The organism is Marinoscillum sp. HNIBRBA16962 (assembly GCF_057801515.1).
Genome location: NZ_CM173603.1, coordinates 3,388,952 through 3,411,064, shown reverse-complemented (window position 1 = coordinate 3,411,064; position 22,113 = coordinate 3,388,952). Strand labels below are relative to the sequence as shown.

The following is a 22,113-nucleotide window of genomic DNA, read 5'->3' as shown; positions in this document are numbered from 1 at the left end:
AGAGCGGAGTTGAGTGACAGAAAACCAATATTGGCGGTAACAATGGGTGATCCTGCGGGAATTGGGCCAGAAATAGCAGCAAAGTTATTTGCAGGTGATGATGTGTATGACAAGTGTCATCCGGTGGTTATCGGTCATCCGCAAATCATGCAAAAAGCTGTACAGTTGGTTGGTTCAGCCACCACCATCAGGGCTATCAGCAAGGTGAGTGAGGCAACTTTTGAGCATGGCGTGATGAACGTGTATGATATAGGTGGTGACGGGGTGGATGAAATCAGGTATGGGGAGGTTTCGGCGAGTGCTGGCGACCTGGCATTTCGGTCTGTGATTACAGCCATTGACCTGGCGATGCATAAACAGGTACATGCCACCGTGACAGGACCAATTCATAAGGAATCCATTAATCAGGCAGGCCATAAATTTGCCGGGCACACAGAGATCTATGCGCACTATACCGGTACTAAGAAGTATGCAATGTTACTTGTTGAAGATAATTTTAAAGTAATTCATGTTTCTACCCATGTTTCTCTTCGGCAGGCTTGTGATTTAGTGAAAAAAGACCGTGTTTTAGAAGTAATTCACTTGATTGACAGTGGATTAAAAAATCTGAAGATCGAAAACCCCAGAATTGGTGTGGCGGGATTAAATCCTCATGCCAGTGACGGAGGATTGTTTGGGTCAGAGGATAACGAAGAAATTCTACCAGCTATACTTCAGGCACAAAATGAAGGAGTTACTGTGGATGGCCCCATTCCTCCGGATACGCTATTTGCAATGGCGTATGGAGGTAAGTATGATGGATGTGTTGCAATGTATCATGACCAGGGGCATATCCCTTTTAAGGTCATTGGTTTTAATTGGGACCAGAAGTCAGGGAAAATGAAAAGTGTAAAAGGAGTAAATATTACCTTGGGGCTTCCCATTATCAGAACCTCAGTGGACCACGGTACGGCCTTTGAAATAGCTGGTAAAGGTATTGCCAGTTCCGATGCTTTGGTTCATGCGATTGAATATGCTAATAAACTTATACCGAAATGATAGTTGTAATAGCCGATGACTTCACCGGAGCTGCCGAAATTGGTGGTATTGGAATAAGACATGGATTAAGAGTAGTGGTACAGACCAGGAGTCAGGAACTCCAGTCTGCTGACCTGCTTGTGGTGGTTGCTCATACGAGAGCCATGCCGGAGCAGGATGCCATTGCCAAGATCAGAGAAATTTCAAATGAGCTTAAAACCCTGAAACCGGATTTCATTTTTAAGAAAATAGACTCTGCCATGCGGGGGCATATCCTTAGCGAAATAAAGGCTCAGATGGAGGTTTTTAATCTGAAGCAAACGCTATTGATCGCTGGAAATCCCAATCTGGGCAGAACCATCAGTGATGGTGAGTATTTTATAGATGGTGTACCCCTGAATAAAACAGGTTTTGCTGATGATGTGCACTTCCCGATCAACTCATCCTCGGTTCTTGAAATATTAAATCCCGATGGCAAATCCGAAGTGGTCAACCTGAAACCAGGAGAATCATGGCCTGATACCGGAATAATCGCTGGTGATGTTACCAGTAAAGAAGATCAGGAAGCCTGGGCAAAGACCCCTACGAAAGAACCGGTTCTTTACGCAGGTGCTTCGGGCTTTTTTGATGCATTGCTGAGCTTTATGGATTTTGCTATTGTTCCCGGGAAGGCTGCTTTTCCTTTTGGTAACAGAAACATTTTTGTAGAGGGGACCAAGTTTCCCAAACCAGCAGACTTTATGCAAAAGCTGGAATCCCAGGGAGTCTATTTTTCGAACATGCCGGAGGAGATCTACCGGAACAAAAATTTTGATCGGGGTTTGATCGAGAGCTGGGCAGACGATATCGTTTCTGCATTTGAAGAAAAAAATGTGTATATCACCATGCGGCATTCCGGTAGTAAAGAAGAAGGACTCTCGGAGAGGCTATGTCAAATTCTGGGAGAGCTCGTTTGGAGAGTAACTGCTCGCTGTGAGATGGATGAGCTGCTGATAGAAGGAGGAGATACGGCAGCTATTGTACTAGAGCTTTTAAAGATCCGAAAACTTAAACCTGTTCATGAGTATGAAACCGGAGTGATCCGGATGGAAGTAATTGGAAACAGAAATTTTTATATCACCACGAAACCAGGCAGCTACAAATGGCCGGAAGATATTCTGGTGCCCAGAAAGGTTTCTTTGTTTAAATAAATCTTAAAACTGCTTTCGCTGTGACAATCCACCCTGTAGACTTAGTGATCATTGCCATCTCTCTGATCATTCCAATATATATCAGCTTTAGGTTTGCAAAAAGACAGACAGATACTACAAAATATTTTAAAGGAAGTGGAAAGATCCCTGCCTGGGCAGTGGGTATGTCTATCCTGGCCACCCTTATAAGTAGTGTCACTTTTCTGGCTTATCCGGGTAGCGGTTATTCCTCTAACTGGATCCTACTTGTTCAGGGGCTAATGGTGCCCATTACGCTGATCTTCTTTATTTGGTTTGTGGTGCCTTTATACCGGAAAGTGATCGGAATAAGCGCTTATGAATATTTTGAGCGGCGTTTTGGTTTTGGTGCCAGGTTATACGCTTCTTTAGCCTTTTTTCTGGCCCATTTCTCCAAAATGGGTACCGTGTTTTTTCTCATTGCCCTGGCATTTTCTAAAATGGTTGGTATCGGCACAGTGGAAATGATCTGGATCCTGGGAATTATGATCATAATTATTACCCTGATCGGGGGAATAGAAGCTGTTATCTGGATGGATGTGATACAGGGCTTTGTGCTAATTGCAGGGGGGATAATTACTTTGGGTCTCATTATCAGTAATACTGCCGGAGGCTTATCAGCAATACTCGAAGTAGCTGGTGAAAATAATCGAACCGGGTTTGGTCCCTATACATTTGACTGGACAAGTCTGACCTTTTTCGTTATAGCGATCAATGGTGTCTTTTATGCAATTCAGAAATATGGTACCGATCAGACCGTGGTACAACGGTATCTGACGGCCAAATCTGATAAAGATGCTGTCAAAGCTTCTTTGATCGGGGTATTTTTGACTGTACCCGTCTGGGCGCTTTTTATGTTTATCGGAACAGCTCTGTTTGCCTTTTATCAGATCGGTGGTGGTTCTCTTCCTGCAGATATTCGGCCTGACGCGGTATTTCCTCACTTCATCATGACTGAACTGCCAGTAGGAGTCGTAGGGTTGGTTCTGGCCGGTTTACTGGCTGCAGCTATTTCCAGTCTTGACTCAGACCTCAATTGTTTGTCGGCTATTTTTATGGAAGATTACTACATGAGATTTCGCCCAAATACAGAACCCAAAAAACAGCTGTTGATCAGTAAGGTTGTGGTGGCTATAGCGGGGATCGCATCGATCATCGTGGCGCTATACTATGTTAATATAGGGGGAGAAGGAGTATTAGGCATTATTTTTAAGTTCTATGCCATATTTTCCGGGGGTATCGCCGGTCTTTTTCTGCTGGGTATTTTTAGCAGCCGTGCTAATAGGTCTGGTACTTATATTGGAATCATTGCAGGGATTTTATTCACTGCTTATGCGGTTCTTACATCCACATCATTTCCTTTTTCAGATGGTGAGCGGTTGATACTTGATCTGGGAGACTGGAACTTTACCCATCACAAATACATGCTTGGTGTATACAGCCACCTGGTGGTGTTTGGCGTAGGGTATATCTCCAGCCTTTTCTTCAGTAAGCCGGATAACATTGAAGGATTGACATATAGAAGTTGGAAAAACGGAAGATAACAGTGAAAGCAAAGTCTATGCTCAATATCAACTGGCTTCTGGTCAGTTTCTTATCATTAGGTATGTTGACATGCAATGTTGCTAACCGAGAGTCAGAATGGAAGCCTATTCAAATCAGCCAAAATGGTCGTTTTTTTGAATACGAGAATGGAGAGCCATTTTTTTGGCTGGGTGACACCGGGTGGCTTATGTTCAAAAAACTCAATCGTGATGAGCTCAGGCAGTATTTGACGGATCGAAAAGATAAAGGGTTTAATGTGATTCAGGTGATGCTTCTCCATGAATCCGGAGTAACCAACTTTCAGGGAGATGCCGCATTAATCGATAGTGATGCTTCCAGGCCAAACATCACTGAAGGGAATGACCCAAACGACTCATCCCAATATGACTACTGGGATCATGTGGAGTATGGGATAGATATTGCCCTGGAGTTAGGGATCTACATGGCGTTGGTACCTGTATGGGGCACACCAGTAAGTAATGATGAGGTTAGCGTAAAACAAGGCACTGCCTATGCTGAGTTTCTGGCTAAGAGATTTGGACCCAAACCCAATATCATCTGGCTCAATGGTGGTGATGTTGTAGGCGATCGCCATGAACCTGTATGGCAGGCGATAGGCCATACGTTGGATAACCTGGATCAGGACCATTTGATCACATTTCATCCAAGGGGACGCCGCATGTCTTCAGAGTGGTTTCACAACGCTCCCTGGCTGGATTTCAATATGTTTCAATCAGGACACAGAACTTATGATCAGGATACGGCGAGCGACTCTCACCGGTTTGGACCGGACAACTGGAAGTATGTGCAGCTTGAGTATAATATGAAGCCGGTAAAGCCTACGCTGGATGGAGAGCCATCTTATGAAGAAATTCCTTATGGCTTACACGACCCTAACTTACCTTACTGGGAAGCGCAAGACATTCGGCGATATGCTTATTGGTCTGTTTTTGCCGGTGGAGCAGGATTTACCTACGGTCACAATAGTGTCATGCAGTTTTACGGCGAAGAGGATGGGGATAATAAGGCATTCGGGGCTAAATCGTATTGGCAGGAAGCTCTGGACCATCCGGGTGCGCAGCAGATGAAACACCTGAAAAACCTGATGTTGTCCTATCCATATTTTGAACGAATACCCGATCAAAGTCTTATCGCTAATCAGGGTGAGCAGTACGAATATCAGGTAGCTACCCGTGGAGATACCTATGCGATGATCTATACGTTCACCGGGAGGGAGATTACTGTTAACATGGGAAAATTTGCCGGTGACAAAGTAAATGTTCAGTGGTATAACCCACGAAATGGGACTTATTCTGGCGTGGGGGAGATTGATAATCAGGGTACACAGTCATTTGATCCTCCGGGAAAGCACAAAGAAGGAAATGACTGGGTACTGGTATTAAAAGCTGAACCAAAGTAATAATGCGATTATTCTTAGCTATAGCAATAGTATTCCTATTGGGAGCGTGTTCTGCTCAAGAGGAGTATTACCTGTTTACTTCATTCAAAGAGCCTGCTACCGAGGGACTTTATTATTTATATAGTAATGACGGATATCACTGGAAAAGGATTGAGCACATCTTTCTGGAGCCTAAAGTAGGCAAGCAGCAAGTCATGCGGGACCCTTCGATGGTACAGGGGACGGATGGCACCTATCATATGGTATGGACAACCAGCTGGCGGGGAGACCCTGGTTTTGGTTATGCCTCTACTAAAGATTTGAAAAACTGGTCTGAGCAACGAATGATCCCGGTAATGGATTTTGATACCACTACCGTGAATGTATGGGCTCCTGAACTGTATTATGATCAGGATGCGGACCGGTTTATTATTCTTTGGGCCTCTACCATTCCATATAAGTTTGAGAAAGGTCAGGAGGATGAAAAGAATAATCACCGGATGTATTACACCACAACGAAAGATTTTCAAACGTTTACTGAAACAAAGCTTTTTCTGGATCCGGGCTTTAGTGTGATCGATGCGGTAATTGTGCGGAGGAATGAAGATGATTATGTACTGGTTTTAAAAGATAATACCCGTCCGGAAAGAAACCTTAAGGTGGCTTTTTCCGGTAGCCCCCTGGGTCCCTGGGAAAATATCTCGGAGCCTTTTACCGGGTTTCTGACTGAGGGACCAACCGTTGTGAAACCGGGTGAAGATTATGTGATCTACTACGATGATTATCAAAATAAAAGATATGGTGCGGCTCGAACCACTGATTTCAAAGAATTTGAATCCATTACTGATCAGATTGACATACCTGAGGGGCATAAGCATGGAACCATTTTTAAAGCAAAGAAAAGCCTGGTAAATGGTTTACTGGAAGCTGCAGGAGAGGAAAAACTTGATGATTGATATGCGATTAAGCTGTAAACATATTTTTGGGGTTTGTTTAACCCTTTTGTCACTAAGCCTCATGGCTCAGGATGGTGAGGTTCGCTATACCGGAGAGACACTGTCTAATATAGATTACCACCACGGTCAGCTTCAACCTGCTGTGGGTACGCACAACATTCAGGTGTTGAGAGCCAACCGGGAGTTTCCCGACAGTGCGGATGGTTTTGGGTGGACGTACAACCATGCTCCAAACCTGGCATACTGGAAGGGTACTTTTTACCTGCAATACCTTTCTGACCCCATCGGCGAACACATTCCTCCGGGAAAAACCTTTTTATTAACCTCCGACAATGGATATGACTGGGATATGCCGCAGGTTTTGTTTCCAAACTATAAGCTACCGGAAGGCTTTCAAAAAGAGGGAGTTGACAAGGTAGCTCATGACTGGTATGCGGTGATGCACCAGCGAATGGGTTTTTTCGTGAGCAGTTCTGATCGTCTGGTAACGGTTGCTTATTATGGCATATCCATGAATAAAAAAGATAGCCCCAATGACGGGAATGGCATAGGCAGGGTAGTTCGTGAAATTTATGATGATGGTTCATTTGGCCCCATCTATTTCATCCGGTACAATCATGGCTGGAATGATAATAATACCAACTATCCATTTTATAAGAAAAGTAAAGACAAAGGATTTGTGAAGGCTTGTGAGGAGCTGCTGGGCAATCCTCTGATGATGCAGCAGTGGGTAGAAGAAGCAGACAGGGATGATCCCCTAATTCCTTACAAGAAACAGTTTAAGGCCTTGAGCTATTATCATCTGGATGATGGCAGAGTGGTAGGCTTATGGAAGCACGGCCTGAGTTCTATTAGCACCGATGACGGCAAATCATGGCCAAGACCTGACAGAGCTCCTGGCTTTGTGACCAAAAACGCTAAGATCTGGGGACAGAAAACCTCTGATGGTCGCTTTGCTACGGTTTACAATCCGTCAGAGTTTCGGTGGCCTTTGGCGGTGTCTGTCAGTGAGGATGGGCTGGAGTACACCAACTTGCTGCTCATTAATGGGGAGATCACCACCATGCGGTATGGCGGCAATTATAAAAGTTATGGTCCCCAGTATGTACGTGGTATTCTGGAAGGTAATGGTATACCTTCAGACGGAAAGATGTGGGTGACATACAGCATGAATAAGGAAGACATGTGGATATCAGCGGTTCCGGTACCTATTACCTCGGCTGCTTCCAGCCATGCGAACGATGATTTCAGTAATGTTAAAACCATTGAAGACCTGAAACTTTACAATATTTTCAGTCCTGTCTGGGCTCCGGTTTCCATAGGTGAGGGTGCAGTGAGTTTGAAGGATAAAGACCCTTTTGATTATGCCAGGCTTACTCGTGTGGTACCAACATCTAAAAAGCTGAGGGTGGAAATGGAGCTAGTGCCTCAGCAAAATGATCATGGACTGCTGCACATTGAATTTCAGGATCGTAAAGGAAGCCCCGCTGTTAGATTGATATTTGATAATGATGGCGTATTGAAATACAAAAATGGCTATCGAAACTCGGGGTTTTTAGAATACAATAAGGGGGAAACTTACCGGATCAGGGTTAATCTGGATGTGGAAACCAGATTATATTCTTTGGAAGTGAATGATAAAAAAGCAGAAGGAAGAATTTTCTTTGCTCCGGTTCATGAGATTGAACGGGTAGTCTTTCGTACGGGCGAGGTGAGGAGGTTCCCCAATGCCGACACCCCAACCGATCAGGATTATGATGTAGAGGGTGCTGGTAAATGGACACGGGAAGCAGAGTTTCTAATCAGGTCTTTGAGGACGGAATAGATTTCATTTTGATAATCCAACCTGTTAGAACAGGATAGTAGTTTTCTTATACCTTTCAATATTTGTAAGAAGAGCAGATCTTTATCAAAACTCTCTATGAAACTTCTGAATAAGATAAGTCAATTTTCGTTCCTTGTTCTCAACTTGTTTTGGCTGGCCTGTACACAACCGCCTGACACGCCTGTGCTCAAGGCGGAAAACTATCGGCATTATGTTGACCTTTTCAACTCCATGGAAGATGAAAATATTACTCAGGCCATACCAAATGCTGAGTCCTGGGAATGGATGAAAACCAATATCCCGCTTTTCGAATGTCCGCAGCATAATTTTGAGGAAATCTACTATTACCGCTGGTGGACCTTGCGGAAACATATCAAAGAAACACCGCTCGGTTTTGCTATGACTGAGTTTTTAGTTGAGCGGTCCTATTCTGATAAATATAACCTTATCAGCTGTGCACTGGGGCATCACATTGCAGAGTCCCGGTGGCTTCATGACGAGAAGTATATCGAAGATTACATCATAATATGGTATAGGGGTAATGAAGGTGAGCCCATGAAAAAGCTGCATAAGTTTAGTAGCTGGACACCTTATGCTACTTACGAGCGATTTTTGGTGAATAAAGACACTGCCTATCTGCTGGATATGTATCCTGATTTTGTTGCAGATTATAAACGATGGGAAGCGGAGTGCCGACTGGACAATGGCCTGTTTTGGCAACATGATGTCAAGGACGGGATGGAAGAGCAGATCAGCGGCGGACGCCATATAAAGAATGCCCGACCAACAATTAATTCCTACATGTATGGCAATGCACTGGCTATAGCCGAGATGGCAAAATTAGAAGGAGATCCGAGGATAGAAACCTTGTATCGGGCCAAAGCAGATACCATCAAAGCTCTGGTGGATACGGTACTTTGGAATCCTGAGATAAGCTTTTACGAAACCGTAAAAGAGGACGGCACTTACGCTGGAGTGCGTGAAGCAATAGGCTATATTCCCTGGTATTTTGAGTTGCCCACTGAGGATAAGTCTGTAGCCTGGCGGCAGGTCAGGGACACGGATGGTTTTCTGGCTCCATTCGGCCTGACCACTGCAGAGAGACGTCACCCGGAGTTTCGTACGCATGGCTGCTGTAACTGCGAGTGGGATGGAGCGGTCTGGCCGTTTGCAACTTCTCAGACGCTCACTGGCATGGCTAATCTGCTTAATGATTACGAACAGGATGTGGTTAGTGATTCTCTGTATTTTGACCTGCTGGAAACATACGTAGAATCTCAATACTACAGGGGCCGCCCATATATCGGAGAGTATCTGGATGAAAAGACCGGGTACTGGTTGAAGGGCGATCAGGAACGTAGCAGGTATTACAATCACTCAACTTTCAATGACCTTATCATTACCGGGTTGGTTGGGTTGCGGCCGAGACAGGATGATGTGGTAGAAGTAAGTCCGCTTCTGCCCGAAGATAAATGGGATTGGTTTGCATTGGATAATGTGAAATATCATAATAAGATCCTGACTATTGTGTGGGACCGGGATGGAACTAAATACGGAGTTGGAAAGGGTTTGCAGGTTTTTGCGGATGGTCGATTAATAGCTTCCTCTGATAAACTGGAAAAGGTAACGGGAAACCTCTAGGACTATGAAAGCTCTACCGATAGTAATTGTTACATTTTGTCTTGGGCTATGGTCCTGTGCAGAAAAGCCGGAATTACTTGAAAATGAGGCGATTAAAATAGTAGGCCTACGGACTGAAAGGTTGATTGATCCAGTCGGAATTGATACCAGTAATCCTCGTTTTAGCTGGAAGCTGGAATCGGACCAAAATGCAGTTTATCAAAAAGCTTATCAAATATTGGTAGCCACATCACCTGAAAAATTAACGCCTGAAGGTGCCGACCTTTGGAATTCCGGGATGGTCATTTCCAATGATAATTTGCATATACCATACGGAGGTGACTTGTTAAAGAGTCGTGACAATTGCTACTGGATGGTAAAAGTCCGGACTAATAAGGGTACTACCCAATGGAGTGAGCCAGCTTACTTTAGTGTCGGCTTTTTGCACTACAAAGACTGGTGGGGCAGGTGGATTGGCTTTCAGGAGCCATTTCCATGGGAAAGTGTCGAGAAGTTTCCAACGATGGGAGCCAGATATCTCCGCAAGGAGTTTGAAGCTAAAAAAGAGATCAAATCAGCAACGGCTTACATCTCAGGCCTGGGGCTTTATGAAATGTACCTCAACGGAGATAAGGTAGGTGATGCTGTACTGGCTCCAACTCCTACTGATTATCTGGAAAACGTCAAATACAATGTGTATGATGTGACCGATTACCTTAAAAATGGTCAAAACGCTGTAGGCGTAACGCTCGGCAATGGCAGGTACTTCACGATGCGGCCAAGATATAAACCTTATAAGATCAAGCATTATGGTTTACCAAAGTTGATCTTTCACATGGAGATAAACTACGCAGATGGCACCAAAGATGTGGTTTACTCCAGCACCGAGTGGAAAGGGACGGCAGATGGTCCGATCCGAAATAACAATGAATATGATGGCGAGCATTACGATGCCCGAAAAGAGTTTTCAGGTTGGACAATGGCTGGTTTTGATGACTCAGGCTGGCTGGATGTGGAGTATATGCTGGAGCCGGGAGGAGATTATGAGGCACAGATGAATGACAACATGAAGGTGATGCGAGAGGTGAAACCTGTAGCTATAACCCGGCTTAAGGCCGATACATACATAATGGACATGGGACAGAATATGGTCGGCTGGGTGCAGATGAAGGTTTCCGGAAAAAGAGGGGATAAGGTTACGTTGCGTTTTGCTGAGTCACTGAATGAAGATGGCAGCTTATTCATGACCAACCTTCGTGATGCCAGAGTTACCGATACTTATATCCTCAACGGTGATGGACTGGAAGTTTGGGAACCAACTTTTACCTACCATGGCTTTCGCTGCGTGGAGATTACAGGGTATCCAGGAGTGCCGACTGTAGATGATTTCATTGGAAAAATGATCTATGATGATATTGAGACCATTGGAAATTTTGAGTCATCCAATCCGGTACTGAACCGGATCTATCAAAATGCCTGGTGGGGCATAGCCGGTAACTACAAAGGGATGCCTGTAGACTGTCCGCAGCGAAATGAACGCCAACCCTGGTTAGGTGATCGATCAACAGGCTGTTATGGCGAAAGCTTTATGTTTGATAACGATCGTATTTATGCTAAATGGCTGGAAGATATCAGACATTCACAAAAGGCTGATGGTGCATTGCCGGATGTAGCTCCGGCTTACTGGAACTACTACAGCGACAATATGACCTGGCCTGGTACCTACCTCATGGTGGCAGACATGCTTTATAGACAAACCGGTGATAAGTCGGTCATTGAAGAAAACTATGCCTCCATGAAAAAATGGCTAAACTATATGAAAACCCGCTATATGAATGAAGATCACATCGTGACTAAGGACAGCTATGGCGACTGGTGTGTGCCGCCCGCCACCATAGAAGAAGCTGTAGGTAAAAATGCCGACGTAAAGCGTCCGAGCAAGCTTATCTCTACAGCCTATTATTTCTACTTCATGGGAATGATGTCACGGTTTGCTGAAATAGTAGATAGAGAAGAGGATATTTCAGGATATCAGGAACTACGAAAAAAGCTCGGGGAAGCATTCAATAAGACATTTTATCATGAAGACGGCTACTATGGAGACAATAAAATGACGGATCAGATCTTGCCTCTGGTTTTTGGCCTTGTGAGTGAGGAAAACCGGCAAAAGGTATTTGATAATCTGGTCAGGATCGTCGAAGAGGAGAACGATGGTAACCTGCGTACCGGGCTGATAGGCACTCAGTGGTTGATGCGTACCCTTACCAGTCATGGAAGGCCTGACCTGGCTTTCCAAATAGCCTCAAACACTACCTATCCCAGCTGGGGTTACATGATCGAAAATGGAGCTACCACCATTTGGGAGCTTTGGCATGGCAATGTGGCTAACCCCAAAATGAACTCTCAAAACCACGTAATGCTCCTTGGTGACCTGATAGTATGGTACTACGAAAGCCTGACAGGAATCAAAGCTATCGAGCCGGGGTTTACCAGGATTGAAATGAAGCCTGAGTTTAGTGTAGATGTAGAATATGTCAAAGCTTCTTATGAATCGGTTCAGGGACTGGTGGCCAGCCATTGGCAAAAAAAAGAGGATCAGCTGATCTGGAATATTACCGTTCCAGCCAACAGCCGTGCAATTGTATATTTCCCCACGGAGGATCAAAGTAAGGTGTCAGAGCAATCCGGTAATGGTAACTTCAGGTATTTGGAAACCAGGGATGGACGAATCCTCTTTGAGGTGCAATCTGGTACGTATGAGTTTGTGATTAAAAAATAGTCGCTCCCTAACAAACACGACTTTTTATATCACAATGAAGCGCGGGAGACCACAGGATGATCCAGGTTAAAAGTCCGTTTATCTTAGCTTCATTCGATTTAAGTTGGTATCTAAAATGACATTTTCTAAAAACTTTATTGCATCACTTTTCTTATGGGGAGGCCTTTCCGGTTCCTTGTTTGCTCAGACTGAAACCATCACCAAATACCTTTCCGGGAAAGGATATGGGGATGAAGTAATGTGGGACTTTAAAGTTTCAGAAGGGAGAAATAGTGGCGATTGGACCAAAATCCATGTGCCATCCTGCTGGGAGTTGGAAGGTTTTGGTACTTACAATTATGGTCATGCTAAAGATCATGAGCGAGGCAAGGAGGTGGGTTATTACAAACATGAGTTTAGTGTGCCTGCATCCTGGAAAGGTAAACAAATTGAGATTGTCTTTGAAGGCTCCATGACCGACACGGAGGTGAAGATCAATGGGAAGCTCGTCGGGGAGACTCATCAGGGAGCGTTTTACAGCTTCAGATATGATATTACGAAGTTGGTTGAGTTTGGGGAGTCCAATTTACTGGAAGTGAGGGTTTCCAAACACTCAGAAAATGAATCAGTGAATAAAGCCGAACGCTATGCTGATTACTGGATATTTGGTGGGGTCTTTCGTCCTGTTTTTCTTGAAGTAAAGCCAAAGCAAAACATCAAACGTGTAGCAATAGACGCTAAAGCCAACGGGAGTTTCACAGCGGAAGTCTGTCTGGAGAAATCAGGAGCTTCGGATCAGGTCCGGGTGCAGGTTTTCACCCTGGATGACCAGCCTGTAGGTGAGCCTTTTTCTACTGGGGTAGGCAAAAAAGACTGCAAAATTACCATAGCCTCGAGTATCAAAAACATCAACACATGGAATCCTGAAAAGCCCAATTTATACAAGGCACGATTTGAGCTGTTCAGCAAGGGTAAATTGGTGCACGTTACTGAAACACGGTTTGGGTTCAGAACCATTGAAATTCGCAAGCGGGATGGTATTTATGTAAATGGGGTCAAGGTCAGGTTTAAAGGGGTGAATCACCACTCTTTCTGGCCTGAGTCGGGTAGAACTACCAGTAAGCAGATGAGCATTGATGACATTAGGCTGATGAAGGAAATGAATATGAATGCCGTCCGAACCTCACATTATCCTCCAGATGCACACTTCCTGGATGTTTGTGACTCCCTGGGGATGTTTGTGCTTGAAGAGCTGGGAGGTTGGCACAATGCTTACGATACTGAGTCAGGAGTCAGGTTGATACAGGAGATGGTGACTCATGATGTGAACCATCCATCAGTGGTGATCTGGGATAATGGAAACGAAGGCGGGCACAATCCGGAGCTGGATGAAGTTTTTGGTCAATACGATATTCAGGATCGATTAGTCACTCATCCATGGGAGGAATTTAATGGCATTGCTACCCAGCATTACCGTCCTTATGATTATGGGGTTGGGACGTTTTGGCATGGGCACAAGATCACTTTACCAACGGAATTTCTGCACGGTCTGTATGACGGAGGGTCCGGTGCAGGCTTATACGACTACTGGGAGCTTATTTGGGATAACCCGATAGCAGCCGGAGGCTTTCTTTGGGTGTTTGCTGATGAAGGTGTGGTACGAACTGATCAGAATGGAAGGATTGATACTTACGGGGAAAAAGCTGCGGATGGGATTCTGGGGCCATTCCATGAAAGAGAAGCCAGCTTTTATACTATTAAAGAGGTCTGGTCTCCCGTTCAGTTTACCGAGGAAGACATTACCCTGGCTTTTGACGGCACCATTGAAGTGGAAAACAGGTATTTATACACCAACCTCAAAGAATGCCGCTTTAGCTGGAGGCTCACAGATTTGGAAGGCCCGAGCGGTCATCAGAAACTTGAAGGACTGACAGGCTCCATACCGGCAATTGCCGTACCACCAGGCGGTAAAGGTGAATTAAGCCTGGATCTCCCTGATAACTGGAAAAGCTTTGATGTGCTTTACCTCACAGCTTATGGCCCGGGTGGGGAAGAGCTTTATACGCATGGCTGGCCTATTGCTTTGCCAAAAGATATCATGGAAGATCTAATGCCTTCCGAAGTTTCGGAGAAGGTGACTTACACGGAAAATGATAGTGCTTATCAGGTGAGAGCAGGTTCGATAGCCTTCACTATTAGCAAACAAAACGGATTGCTTCAAAAAGTAGTCAATGAAAAAGGAGAGATCCCTTTTAATAATGGCCCCGTTCTCAGTGCTGGGAAGGTGGTTTTTAAATCGATCGGGATAGGAGAAGAAGGAGATGGACTCAGCCTGACCTGCTCCTTTGACGATAAGGAATCCCGAATGAAAGAATTCACCTGGACATTTTACCCCTCAGGTTGGGTCAATCTTGAAATCTACTATGTGCCTGAGGAATACGATGCGCATTTTGATTACATGGGTGTCAATTTCGATTACCCGGAAGAGCTTGTGGAAGGAGTAAGATGGATGGGAAAAGGACCATACAGGGTTTGGAAAAACCGTATGCAGGGAATGGAGCTTGGTCTATACCAAAAAGACTACAATAATACAATGACAGGTGTTTCACCAGTTGTTTATCCTGAGTTCAAAGGGTACCATGCAAACCTGTATTGGGCAGAAATTCAGTCCAAAGAGCAGCCATTTGTGGTGGGCACTTCGTCGGAAGATGTTTTTCTGAGGCTTTTTACCCCTGTGCAGGACAAAGACCCCAGGCTTTCACCACCTTTTCCTGACGGGGATATTTCTTTTATGCAGGCCATTCCGCCAATAGGTTCTAAAACAAATGATCCCTGGAATATGGGACCATCCGGAAAGAAAAACATGTTTTTCGATTATGGACCCTATGACTCCTGGAGAAAACGAAGTAAAGTGATGAATCTCTATTTTGATTTTAGGGGAGAGGAGTAGTTAATACCTTTAAATGGTAAGAATCAAGTTTTAGGCATCATATATTTCCGGAGGGAGTTAATGAAGCATCCATAATCCTTCAAGTTAGCCATTTGCAGGACTGGCCAATTCGAATTTCTGTACCTTATTGAATTCCTCATCTTTTTCAGCATGCGCATTTCTAAGATCATATTCACGTTGGAGGTTCATCCAAAACTCTTCAGTAGTTCCAAAGAATTTTTTAGTATTCTGTTATACCGCGTTTTTATGTATGTAGACCCATCAAATCATTTAATGAATAATCGGAATATTTATTTTTATCAGAATGCTGAAGTCTATTTATTTCGTTTTTTGCTTGTATCTCAATCCATAGCATTGGATCATGATTGAACAATCTGCCAAAAATCAATGCTAAATCATAATTTATTGAACGTTCTCCATTTAGCAGTTTACTCAAATTTGAAGGTTTTACACCAATGTAATTAGCAAACCTATTCTGTGGGATATTAAGCAATCTTAAAATTGCCCTTAAAAAATCGCCTACTGGCCTGATGTCATTCGTTTCAGAATGGATATAATCTTCCATTCTATATTTGAAAGTCGATAAGTCGATTTTCCTTTTCTGATTTTCAGAACGCTGCCTTGATCTGTTTAATATAATAGCCTGAAAATCATCAAATCCCTTTGTGCCAATATCCATTTTATCAGTCAAGGCACTTTCTTCTGGTTCATTAGCTCGTTTTTTCATGACTAATCAATTTTAGTTCTATTCAAATACTTCTCTATCAGCTTTTCTCCATTCTCCCAATCGATGAACATCCGCTGCCCAAGTGCTAGTTCGGCTCCATATTTTTCAGAATACCATTTGATCAAGCTTGTTTTAGATACAAACGTTAAAAAGCCTTGATAATCTCCAGGTATTTTAAAACTTTCTCTGCACGCAAATGCTATCAAACAACCAGCTACATAATCATAACGTTTATTTCCCCGACCAATATTATGAGGTGCCAATTCAAGTGCATCCATAATAAGCATTTCATATTCAATCCTTAGGCATAAAGCTCCTTCTATATTGCCTGGAGAATCAATTGTACGCAAAACATAGATTTCACTATCCTTTGAAAGTTGCCTCCAATTAAATTTCCACCCATCTTTTTTAAGTGGAAGTGTTTTTGTATCTGGTACTACAATTTCGGATTTAACTAGTTCTCCATTTATTGTATCCAAAATGTGCATCACAGATACAAATTTACTGATATTTTATCAATTATGTATAATTTACGTATAGGATATTTCCAAATGAGATAATTATTTATTTGCTTAATAGTGGTGTGGTTTATGAATTAAGGAGGATAGAAGTCATGTCAAAATTTTGCAAAGGATAGAGCAGGATACATTTTCAGGATTACAGGGCTAATTTGGCTGGATAATTAATCCGATATTGTTAAGTTATATTGAATGATCATAGTAGAGTATGGGTTTGATACAAATTGCAAACTTGACAAAAGTAGAATTAATCAGTTTTTTAAATCCGAAAATCAAAAAATGACCTACCCAAAGAAGCTTGTATTTCTATTAATCACATTATTGCTCATTTTTGGCTGTAAGCCGGATAAAAGAACCGACTGGAAGAGTGGCATCCTAGTAGATGAGTTTGTCTATGATACTGCTTCATTCCCATCGTGTCATGCTTCTACCATAGCAGAAACAACGGATGGTACACTTGTGACTGCTTTTTTTGGAGGTACAAAAGAGCGTAATCCTGATGTATGTATATGGGTTTGCAGAAAAGAAAATGGCAACTGGACTGACCCCCAGAGGGTGGCAGAGGGATTCATCGAAGGGGATACCACAAGATATCCTACCTGGAATCCTGTTCTTTATCAGGTGCCCGAGGGTGATCTTTTGCTGTTTTATAAAATCGGTGCTCATCCTTCCAGGTGGTATGGTTTTATGCGGCGGTCGTCAGACGGTGGCAAAACATGGTCAAAGCAGGAAGCTTTGCCGGAGGGCTTCATTGGTCCGGTGAAGAATAAGCCCGTGTTGCTTGATAATGGCACCTTGATTGCCGGTAGCAGTACGGAGGGTGATGGATGGAAAGTCCATTTTGAGCTTTCAAAAGACTTTGGACAAACCTGGGAGATGGTTGGACCAATAAATAAAGGCGAAAAGTACGGAGACCATGACGTGATCCAGCCGAGCATCCTGATCCATGGCGATGGAAAGCTTCAGATGCTGGCCCGTAGCAAAAGCCGCAGACTGGCTACAGCATATTCCAATGACTATGGTCAGACCTGGTCAGACGTGCAGCTCACCAGTTTACCTCAGAACAACTCCGGTACCGATGCTGTGACCTTGAAAGATGGCCGTCATGTTTTGGTTTACAATCATACACTTGATCCAGAGGGTCACTACAAAGGACCCAGAACCCCTTTACACATGGCCGTATCTGAAAATGGTAAGGACTGGTCAGCTGCATTGATCCTGGAAGATTCACCTATCAGTCAGTATTCATATCCTTCAATCATACAAACTTCTGATGGGATGCTGCATGTGGTTTATACATGGAGAAGGGAAAGGATCAAACACGTGAAGATCGATCCGTCTAAATTGGAGCTAACACCAATCGAATCCCTGGAATGGCCTAATCTCACCTTGAGGAGGGATTGAGAGGGGTGAAGTTATGTTAATAACACTACGAAATATCTTCTTCATTACCCTTTGCCTCAGTCTCTTTTCTAACTGCAGCCAGTCGAAATTGCAGATCGATGAGGTGACAGTGGACTATATGGAGAACCCCCTCAATGTGAGTTCCACAAGGCCTAGATTTAGATGGCAGTTGTCTTCAGAGGAAAATGGTGTCATTCAATCCGCATATCAACTTTCTGTATCTCAAAAGGGTAAAGAACTCTGGAACAGTGGGAAGGTTAATTTCAGCCAAAGCCAACGGGTGATATATAGCGGGAAAGCCCTGGAAGCTTCAAAGAAATATGATGTAGCAGTAACAGTTTGGGACCAGTCAGGGAATAGCACTTCATCTAAAACCACATTTAGAACAGTTCCGGAATCATTGAACGCACAATGGATCGGGGCGATTCGCCGGGAGAATGCACACTTGCCCAAAGGGCGTGGCTGGCATGCCCCATCCCTCAGGAAAAACCGCGAAATGTATGATAGCATTCCTGCTTTGGCTAAGCGTTCGATCATGTTGCGTAAAGAATTGAACGTGACCAACGAAGTAAAGTCAGCCATCCTGCACATTTCGGGGTTAGGTCATTATGAGCTGAGTCTGAATGGTGAAAAGGTTGGGAAAAGCCAGTTTGCACCGCTTTGGACGGACTATGACCGTACGGTGCTTTACAATACCTATGAGCTGACAGAGGAAATTCAACAGGGCGCAAATGCTTTTGGGGTCCACCTGGGAAATGGCATGTACAATGCTGTGGGCGATCGCTACCGCAAGTTTTGGGTGAGTTTTGGGCCACCCACATTGCTTTTCCAGCTTGAAGTGACTTATGAAGATGGCACTCAGCAGCAATGGTCCTCTGACATGAGCTGGAAATATGTGGAGAGCCCGATCATGTTCAATGATATTTTCGGAGGAGAAGACTATGATGCACGATTAGAACCGGAAGGGTGGAATATGCCCGGGTTTGATGATGAGTTCTGGAAGCCTGTAATTATTCAGGATGCGCCAAAAGGAAGCTTAAAACCTCAACATGCTCCGGCTGTGGAGATCCAGCAGCAGTTTAAAATCAAGCAATCTTACCATATTGATTCGGCCACTTATGTGTTTGATATGGGACAGAACCTGTCAGGCTTTCCCACCCTTACGGTGAAGGGAAAAGCCGGACAAACGGTAAAACTGATCGTCGGGGAGCGATTGAAGGATGACCATACGGTGACCCAGAAAAACACTGGCGGGCCGCACTTTTACCAATACACGCTGAAAGGAAATAGTAAAGAAACCTGGCAGCCACGGTTCAGTTATTATGGCTATCAGTACATCCAGGTGGAAGGTGTTCATTATGGGGAGGAAATCAATGAATCAGGTTTACCGGAATTGTTGGATCTGAAGTCCAATTTCATTTATAGCAATGCTGAGGAGATCGGATCATTTGAGTGCTCGAATGAGATCTTTACTAAAACCCACACCTTGATTAATAATGCGATGAAGAGCAACATGCAGGCAGTTTTTACGGATTGTCCGCATCGTGAAAAGCTCGGTTGGCTGGAAGAAATTTATTTGAATGGTCCCGGGCTGTTATACAATTATGATTTGACACAGCTCTTACGCAAGGAAATGCAGGACATGGCTGATGCTCAGCGACCCAATGGGTTGGTTCCGAATATCGCACCGGAATATGTGAACTTCTCCAGGGAATCCTGGGGAGCGGACTTTACGGATTCCCCGGAATGGGGCACGGCTGCTGTGATGGTTCCGTGGTTGTATTATCAATATTATGGAGACGCTTCTTTGGTCGAGAACTATTATGACGTGATGCGTCGATATGTGGATTACCTCACGTCCAGAGCAGAAAACGGGATCGTTTCCCATGGGCTGGGCGACTGGTACGACTATGGTGAGCATGCTGCCGGTTATTCAAAAAATAGTCCAATAGCTTTATCAGCAACTTCTCACTATTATGTGTGCATTCAAAAGCTTGCTGAAGTTGCCAAATTGACCGGCAAACGGAATGATTTCAGTAAGTACGCTTCATTGGCAGACTCGGTGGAGACTGCATTCAATCAGGAATTTTTCAATCCCGAAACCAATCAATATGGAACCGGAAGCCAATTCTGTAATGCCGTGGCGATCTACCTTGGTTTGGTTAGCCCTGAAAACAAGCAGGCTGTTCTGGATAACCTGGTAGCAGATATCAAAGCACATGGTAATCGACTCACCACAGGTGATGTGGGTAACAGGTATCTGTTCCAAACTCTGGCTGAAAATGGATTAAATGAATTGCTTTATGACATAGTCAATCATTATGATGTGCCGGGTTATGGTTACCAATTGCAGTATGGCCTCACGACACTTACGGAACAGTGGGATCCTGAACGTGGAAATTCCTGGAACCACTTTATGCTTGGACAGATCGAGGAATGGTTTTTCAAATCACTTGCTGGGATCAAGCCTGATCCTGAACGCCCAGGCTTTAAGCATTTTATCATCCAGCCTGAGATTGTTGGTGATCTCACATTTGTGAAAGCATCTACTCAATCGCTCTATGGGAAAATTGCCGTGGACTGGAAGGTCGAAAACGATCAATTTAATATTAGTTTGGAAATCCCGGTAAATAGCTCTGCTACCTTTATTGTACCTAAGGGATTAATCATGGGTGACCCTCAGGTTGATCTGCCTTCAGGTACACATGCTTTTTCATTCCCCATGCAATCAACCAGCAAATGAGAAAAGTCAGCTACATATTTCTGTTGATCAACTTGGTGGTAATCACGGCCCAGGCACAGACATCTGATCAGGACTATGCCCGACCATTGATGGAAGTGTTGGATGATTTGCAGGAAAGGTACCAGGTACGTATCAATTACAAAAAGGCAGATATTCAGGATTTTGTTTTGAAATATGCTGACTGGCGACTGGCGCCTGGAAATATTGAACAGAGTCTAAAGAACGTATTGGCTCCCTTTGACTACACTTTCGTGACCCAGGGCGAGGGAATATACAAGATCAAACCCTTTCAGTATCACCTGATCACACCGGAAGCAGGCGCTGCATCTCTGGAATACCTGAAAACGCTGTATAACGATAAGGCGAGCTGGGAAGCTCGTAAAGCTGCATTGAAAAGCTGCATGGTGGAAGCGCTGGGGTTAAAAGACCTCGTGCGGGCTGAAGATCCAAACGTAATTCTGGGAAAAAAGCGAAAGTACAAAGGCTATATAGTACAAAACATCGCGCTTGAAACCGTGCCCGGATTATTTGCAACAGGTTCGATCTTCCGGCCAGCTGCAGCCAATGGGAAAATACCCGTGATCATCTCTCCAAACGGACATTTTGGTGATGGCCGCTACAACAAGGATATCCAGACCCGATGTGCCGGTTTGGCAAAGATGGGTGCAATCGTGGTAAGTTATGATCTGTTTGGCTGGGGCGAATCTGAGTTGCAGGTGGGTTCCACTTCACACCGTAAAAGCATTGCTCATACCATCCAGACAAACAATGCCATCAGCTTTTTGAATTACCTGCTAAAAGACAGGCAGGCTGATGCTATGCGCGTTGGGATAACCGGTGGTTCGGGTGGAGGCTCACAAACCATGCTGGTAGCGGCAATTGATGACCGCATAGCTGTGAGTGTGCCAGTGGTAATGACATCTTCTTTTCATTCAGGGGGATGTCCGTGTGAAAGTGGCATGCCGATCCATCTCTGTGGCGGACGCACTAGCAACGTGGAGATTGCAGCCATGTTTGCTCCTAAACCCCAGCTGATCATTTCAGATGGAAAGGACTGGACATTTCAGGTGCCGGAGGTGGAGTACCCTTTCGTGAAGAGGACTTATGGGTTTTATGATGCTGAAAGCCAGGTGCAAAATGTACATTTCCCGGAAGAGGGCCATGATTATGGATTATCGAAGCGTACGGCCATGTATGAGTTTATGGCTGAAAAGCTGGGACTGAATCTCAAAGCGATCCAAAGCAAATTGGGTGAGATTGATGAGTCGGATATTGTGGTGGAGCCCGCTGATGCCCTGAAGGTTTTTGGTCCGGAAGGAAAGGCATTACCCGAAGGAGCCATTAGAAGTTTGGATGAATTGTATGAAGTATTAGGAAAGAAATGATGATGAATAAAATAACAAAAATACTATTACTGATACCGCTTTTAGTTTTTGCGTGCTC

14 protein-coding genes are annotated in these 22,113 nt (G+C 44.2%); 12 read left to right on the top strand and 2 right to left on the bottom strand.

Annotated features, from left to right (window positions below; genetic code table 11):
* Positions 1–9: 9 nt before the first annotated feature.
* The 9 genes from pdxA (at position 10) to AC3E9V_RS14115 (ending at position 15,278) form a co-directional block, all read left to right on the top strand.
* Positions 10–1,038, top strand: coding sequence for a 4-hydroxythreonine-4-phosphate dehydrogenase PdxA (gene pdxA / locus AC3E9V_RS14155; RefSeq protein ID WP_488748780.1), 1,029 nt, complete (start codon positions 10–12; stop codon positions 1,036–1,038).
* Positions 1,035–2,207, top strand: coding sequence for a four-carbon acid sugar kinase family protein (locus AC3E9V_RS14150; RefSeq protein ID WP_488748779.1), 1,173 nt, complete (start codon positions 1,035–1,037; stop codon positions 2,205–2,207). The genes pdxA and AC3E9V_RS14150 overlap by 4 nt, the downstream gene beginning before the upstream one ends.
* 20 nt (positions 2,208–2,227) lie before the next feature.
* Complete coding sequence (locus AC3E9V_RS14145; protein ID WP_488748778.1) at positions 2,228–3,769, top strand: sodium:solute symporter family protein; 1,542 nt, start codon at positions 2,228–2,230, stop codon at positions 3,767–3,769.
* Positions 3,770–3,771: 2 nt separating this feature from the next.
* Positions 3,772–5,190: a glycoside hydrolase family 140 protein gene (locus AC3E9V_RS14140; RefSeq protein WP_488748777.1), complete on the top strand. Its 1,419-nt coding sequence runs from the start codon at positions 3,772–3,774 to the stop codon at positions 5,188–5,190.
* 2 nt (positions 5,191–5,192) lie between these two features.
* Positions 5,193–6,125 (top strand): glycoside hydrolase family 43 protein, encoded by a 933-nt coding sequence (locus tag AC3E9V_RS14135; RefSeq protein ID WP_488748776.1) that lies wholly within the window; start codon positions 5,193–5,195, stop codon positions 6,123–6,125.
* A 46-nt stretch (positions 6,126–6,171) separates the two neighbouring features.
* Positions 6,172–7,950, top strand: coding sequence for a six-hairpin glycosidase (locus AC3E9V_RS14130; RefSeq protein ID WP_488748775.1), 1,779 nt, complete (start codon positions 6,172–6,174; stop codon positions 7,948–7,950).
* Between the two features lie 96 nt (positions 7,951–8,046).
* Positions 8,047–9,591 (top strand): MGH1-like glycoside hydrolase domain-containing protein, encoded by a 1,545-nt coding sequence (locus tag AC3E9V_RS14125; RefSeq protein ID WP_488748774.1) that lies wholly within the window; start codon positions 8,047–8,049, stop codon positions 9,589–9,591.
* 4 nt (positions 9,592–9,595) lie between these two features.
* Positions 9,596–12,349 (top strand): alpha-L-rhamnosidase, encoded by a 2,754-nt coding sequence (locus tag AC3E9V_RS14120; RefSeq protein ID WP_488748773.1) that lies wholly within the window; start codon positions 9,596–9,598, stop codon positions 12,347–12,349.
* A 115-nt stretch (positions 12,350–12,464) separates the two neighbouring features.
* Positions 12,465–15,278 (top strand): glycoside hydrolase family 2 protein, encoded by a 2,814-nt coding sequence (locus AC3E9V_RS14115; protein ID WP_488748772.1) that lies wholly within the window; start codon positions 12,465–12,467, stop codon positions 15,276–15,278.
* A gap of 244 nt (positions 15,279–15,522) precedes the next feature.
* Here AC3E9V_RS14115 and AC3E9V_RS14110 read toward each other — a convergent pair whose 3' ends face one another.
* Both AC3E9V_RS14110 and AC3E9V_RS14105 read right to left on the bottom strand, forming a co-directional pair.
* Positions 15,523–16,005, bottom strand: a complete 483-nt coding sequence (locus tag AC3E9V_RS14110) for a helix-turn-helix transcriptional regulator (RefSeq protein WP_488748771.1) — start codon at positions 16,003–16,005, stop codon at positions 15,523–15,525.
* A gap of 2 nt (positions 16,006–16,007) precedes the next feature.
* Entirely contained in the window at positions 16,008–16,496 is a 489-nt protein-coding gene (locus tag AC3E9V_RS14105; RefSeq protein ID WP_488748770.1) for a hypothetical protein, read from the bottom strand.
* A gap of 306 nt (positions 16,497–16,802) precedes the next feature.
* Between AC3E9V_RS14105 and AC3E9V_RS14100 the strand changes: the two genes are divergently transcribed.
* Genes AC3E9V_RS14100 through AC3E9V_RS14090 form a run of 3 tightly spaced genes read left to right on the top strand, consistent with a single transcriptional unit; the run spans position 16,803 to position 22,055 of the window.
* Positions 16,803–17,927, top strand: a complete 1,125-nt coding sequence (locus AC3E9V_RS14100; RefSeq protein ID WP_488748769.1) for a sialidase family protein — start codon at positions 16,803–16,805, stop codon at positions 17,925–17,927.
* Between the two features lie 13 nt (positions 17,928–17,940).
* Positions 17,941–20,670 carry a glycoside hydrolase family 78 protein gene (locus AC3E9V_RS14095; RefSeq protein WP_488748768.1) on the top strand — a complete coding sequence of 910 codons (2,730 nt, stop codon included), beginning with the start codon at positions 17,941–17,943 and terminating at the stop codon, positions 20,668–20,670.
* Positions 20,667–22,055, top strand: coding sequence for an alpha/beta hydrolase family protein (locus tag AC3E9V_RS14090; protein WP_488748767.1), 1,389 nt, complete (start codon positions 20,667–20,669; stop codon positions 22,053–22,055). Before AC3E9V_RS14095 ends, AC3E9V_RS14090 begins: the two co-directional genes overlap by 4 nt.
* Positions 22,056–22,113: the final 58 nt, after the last annotated feature.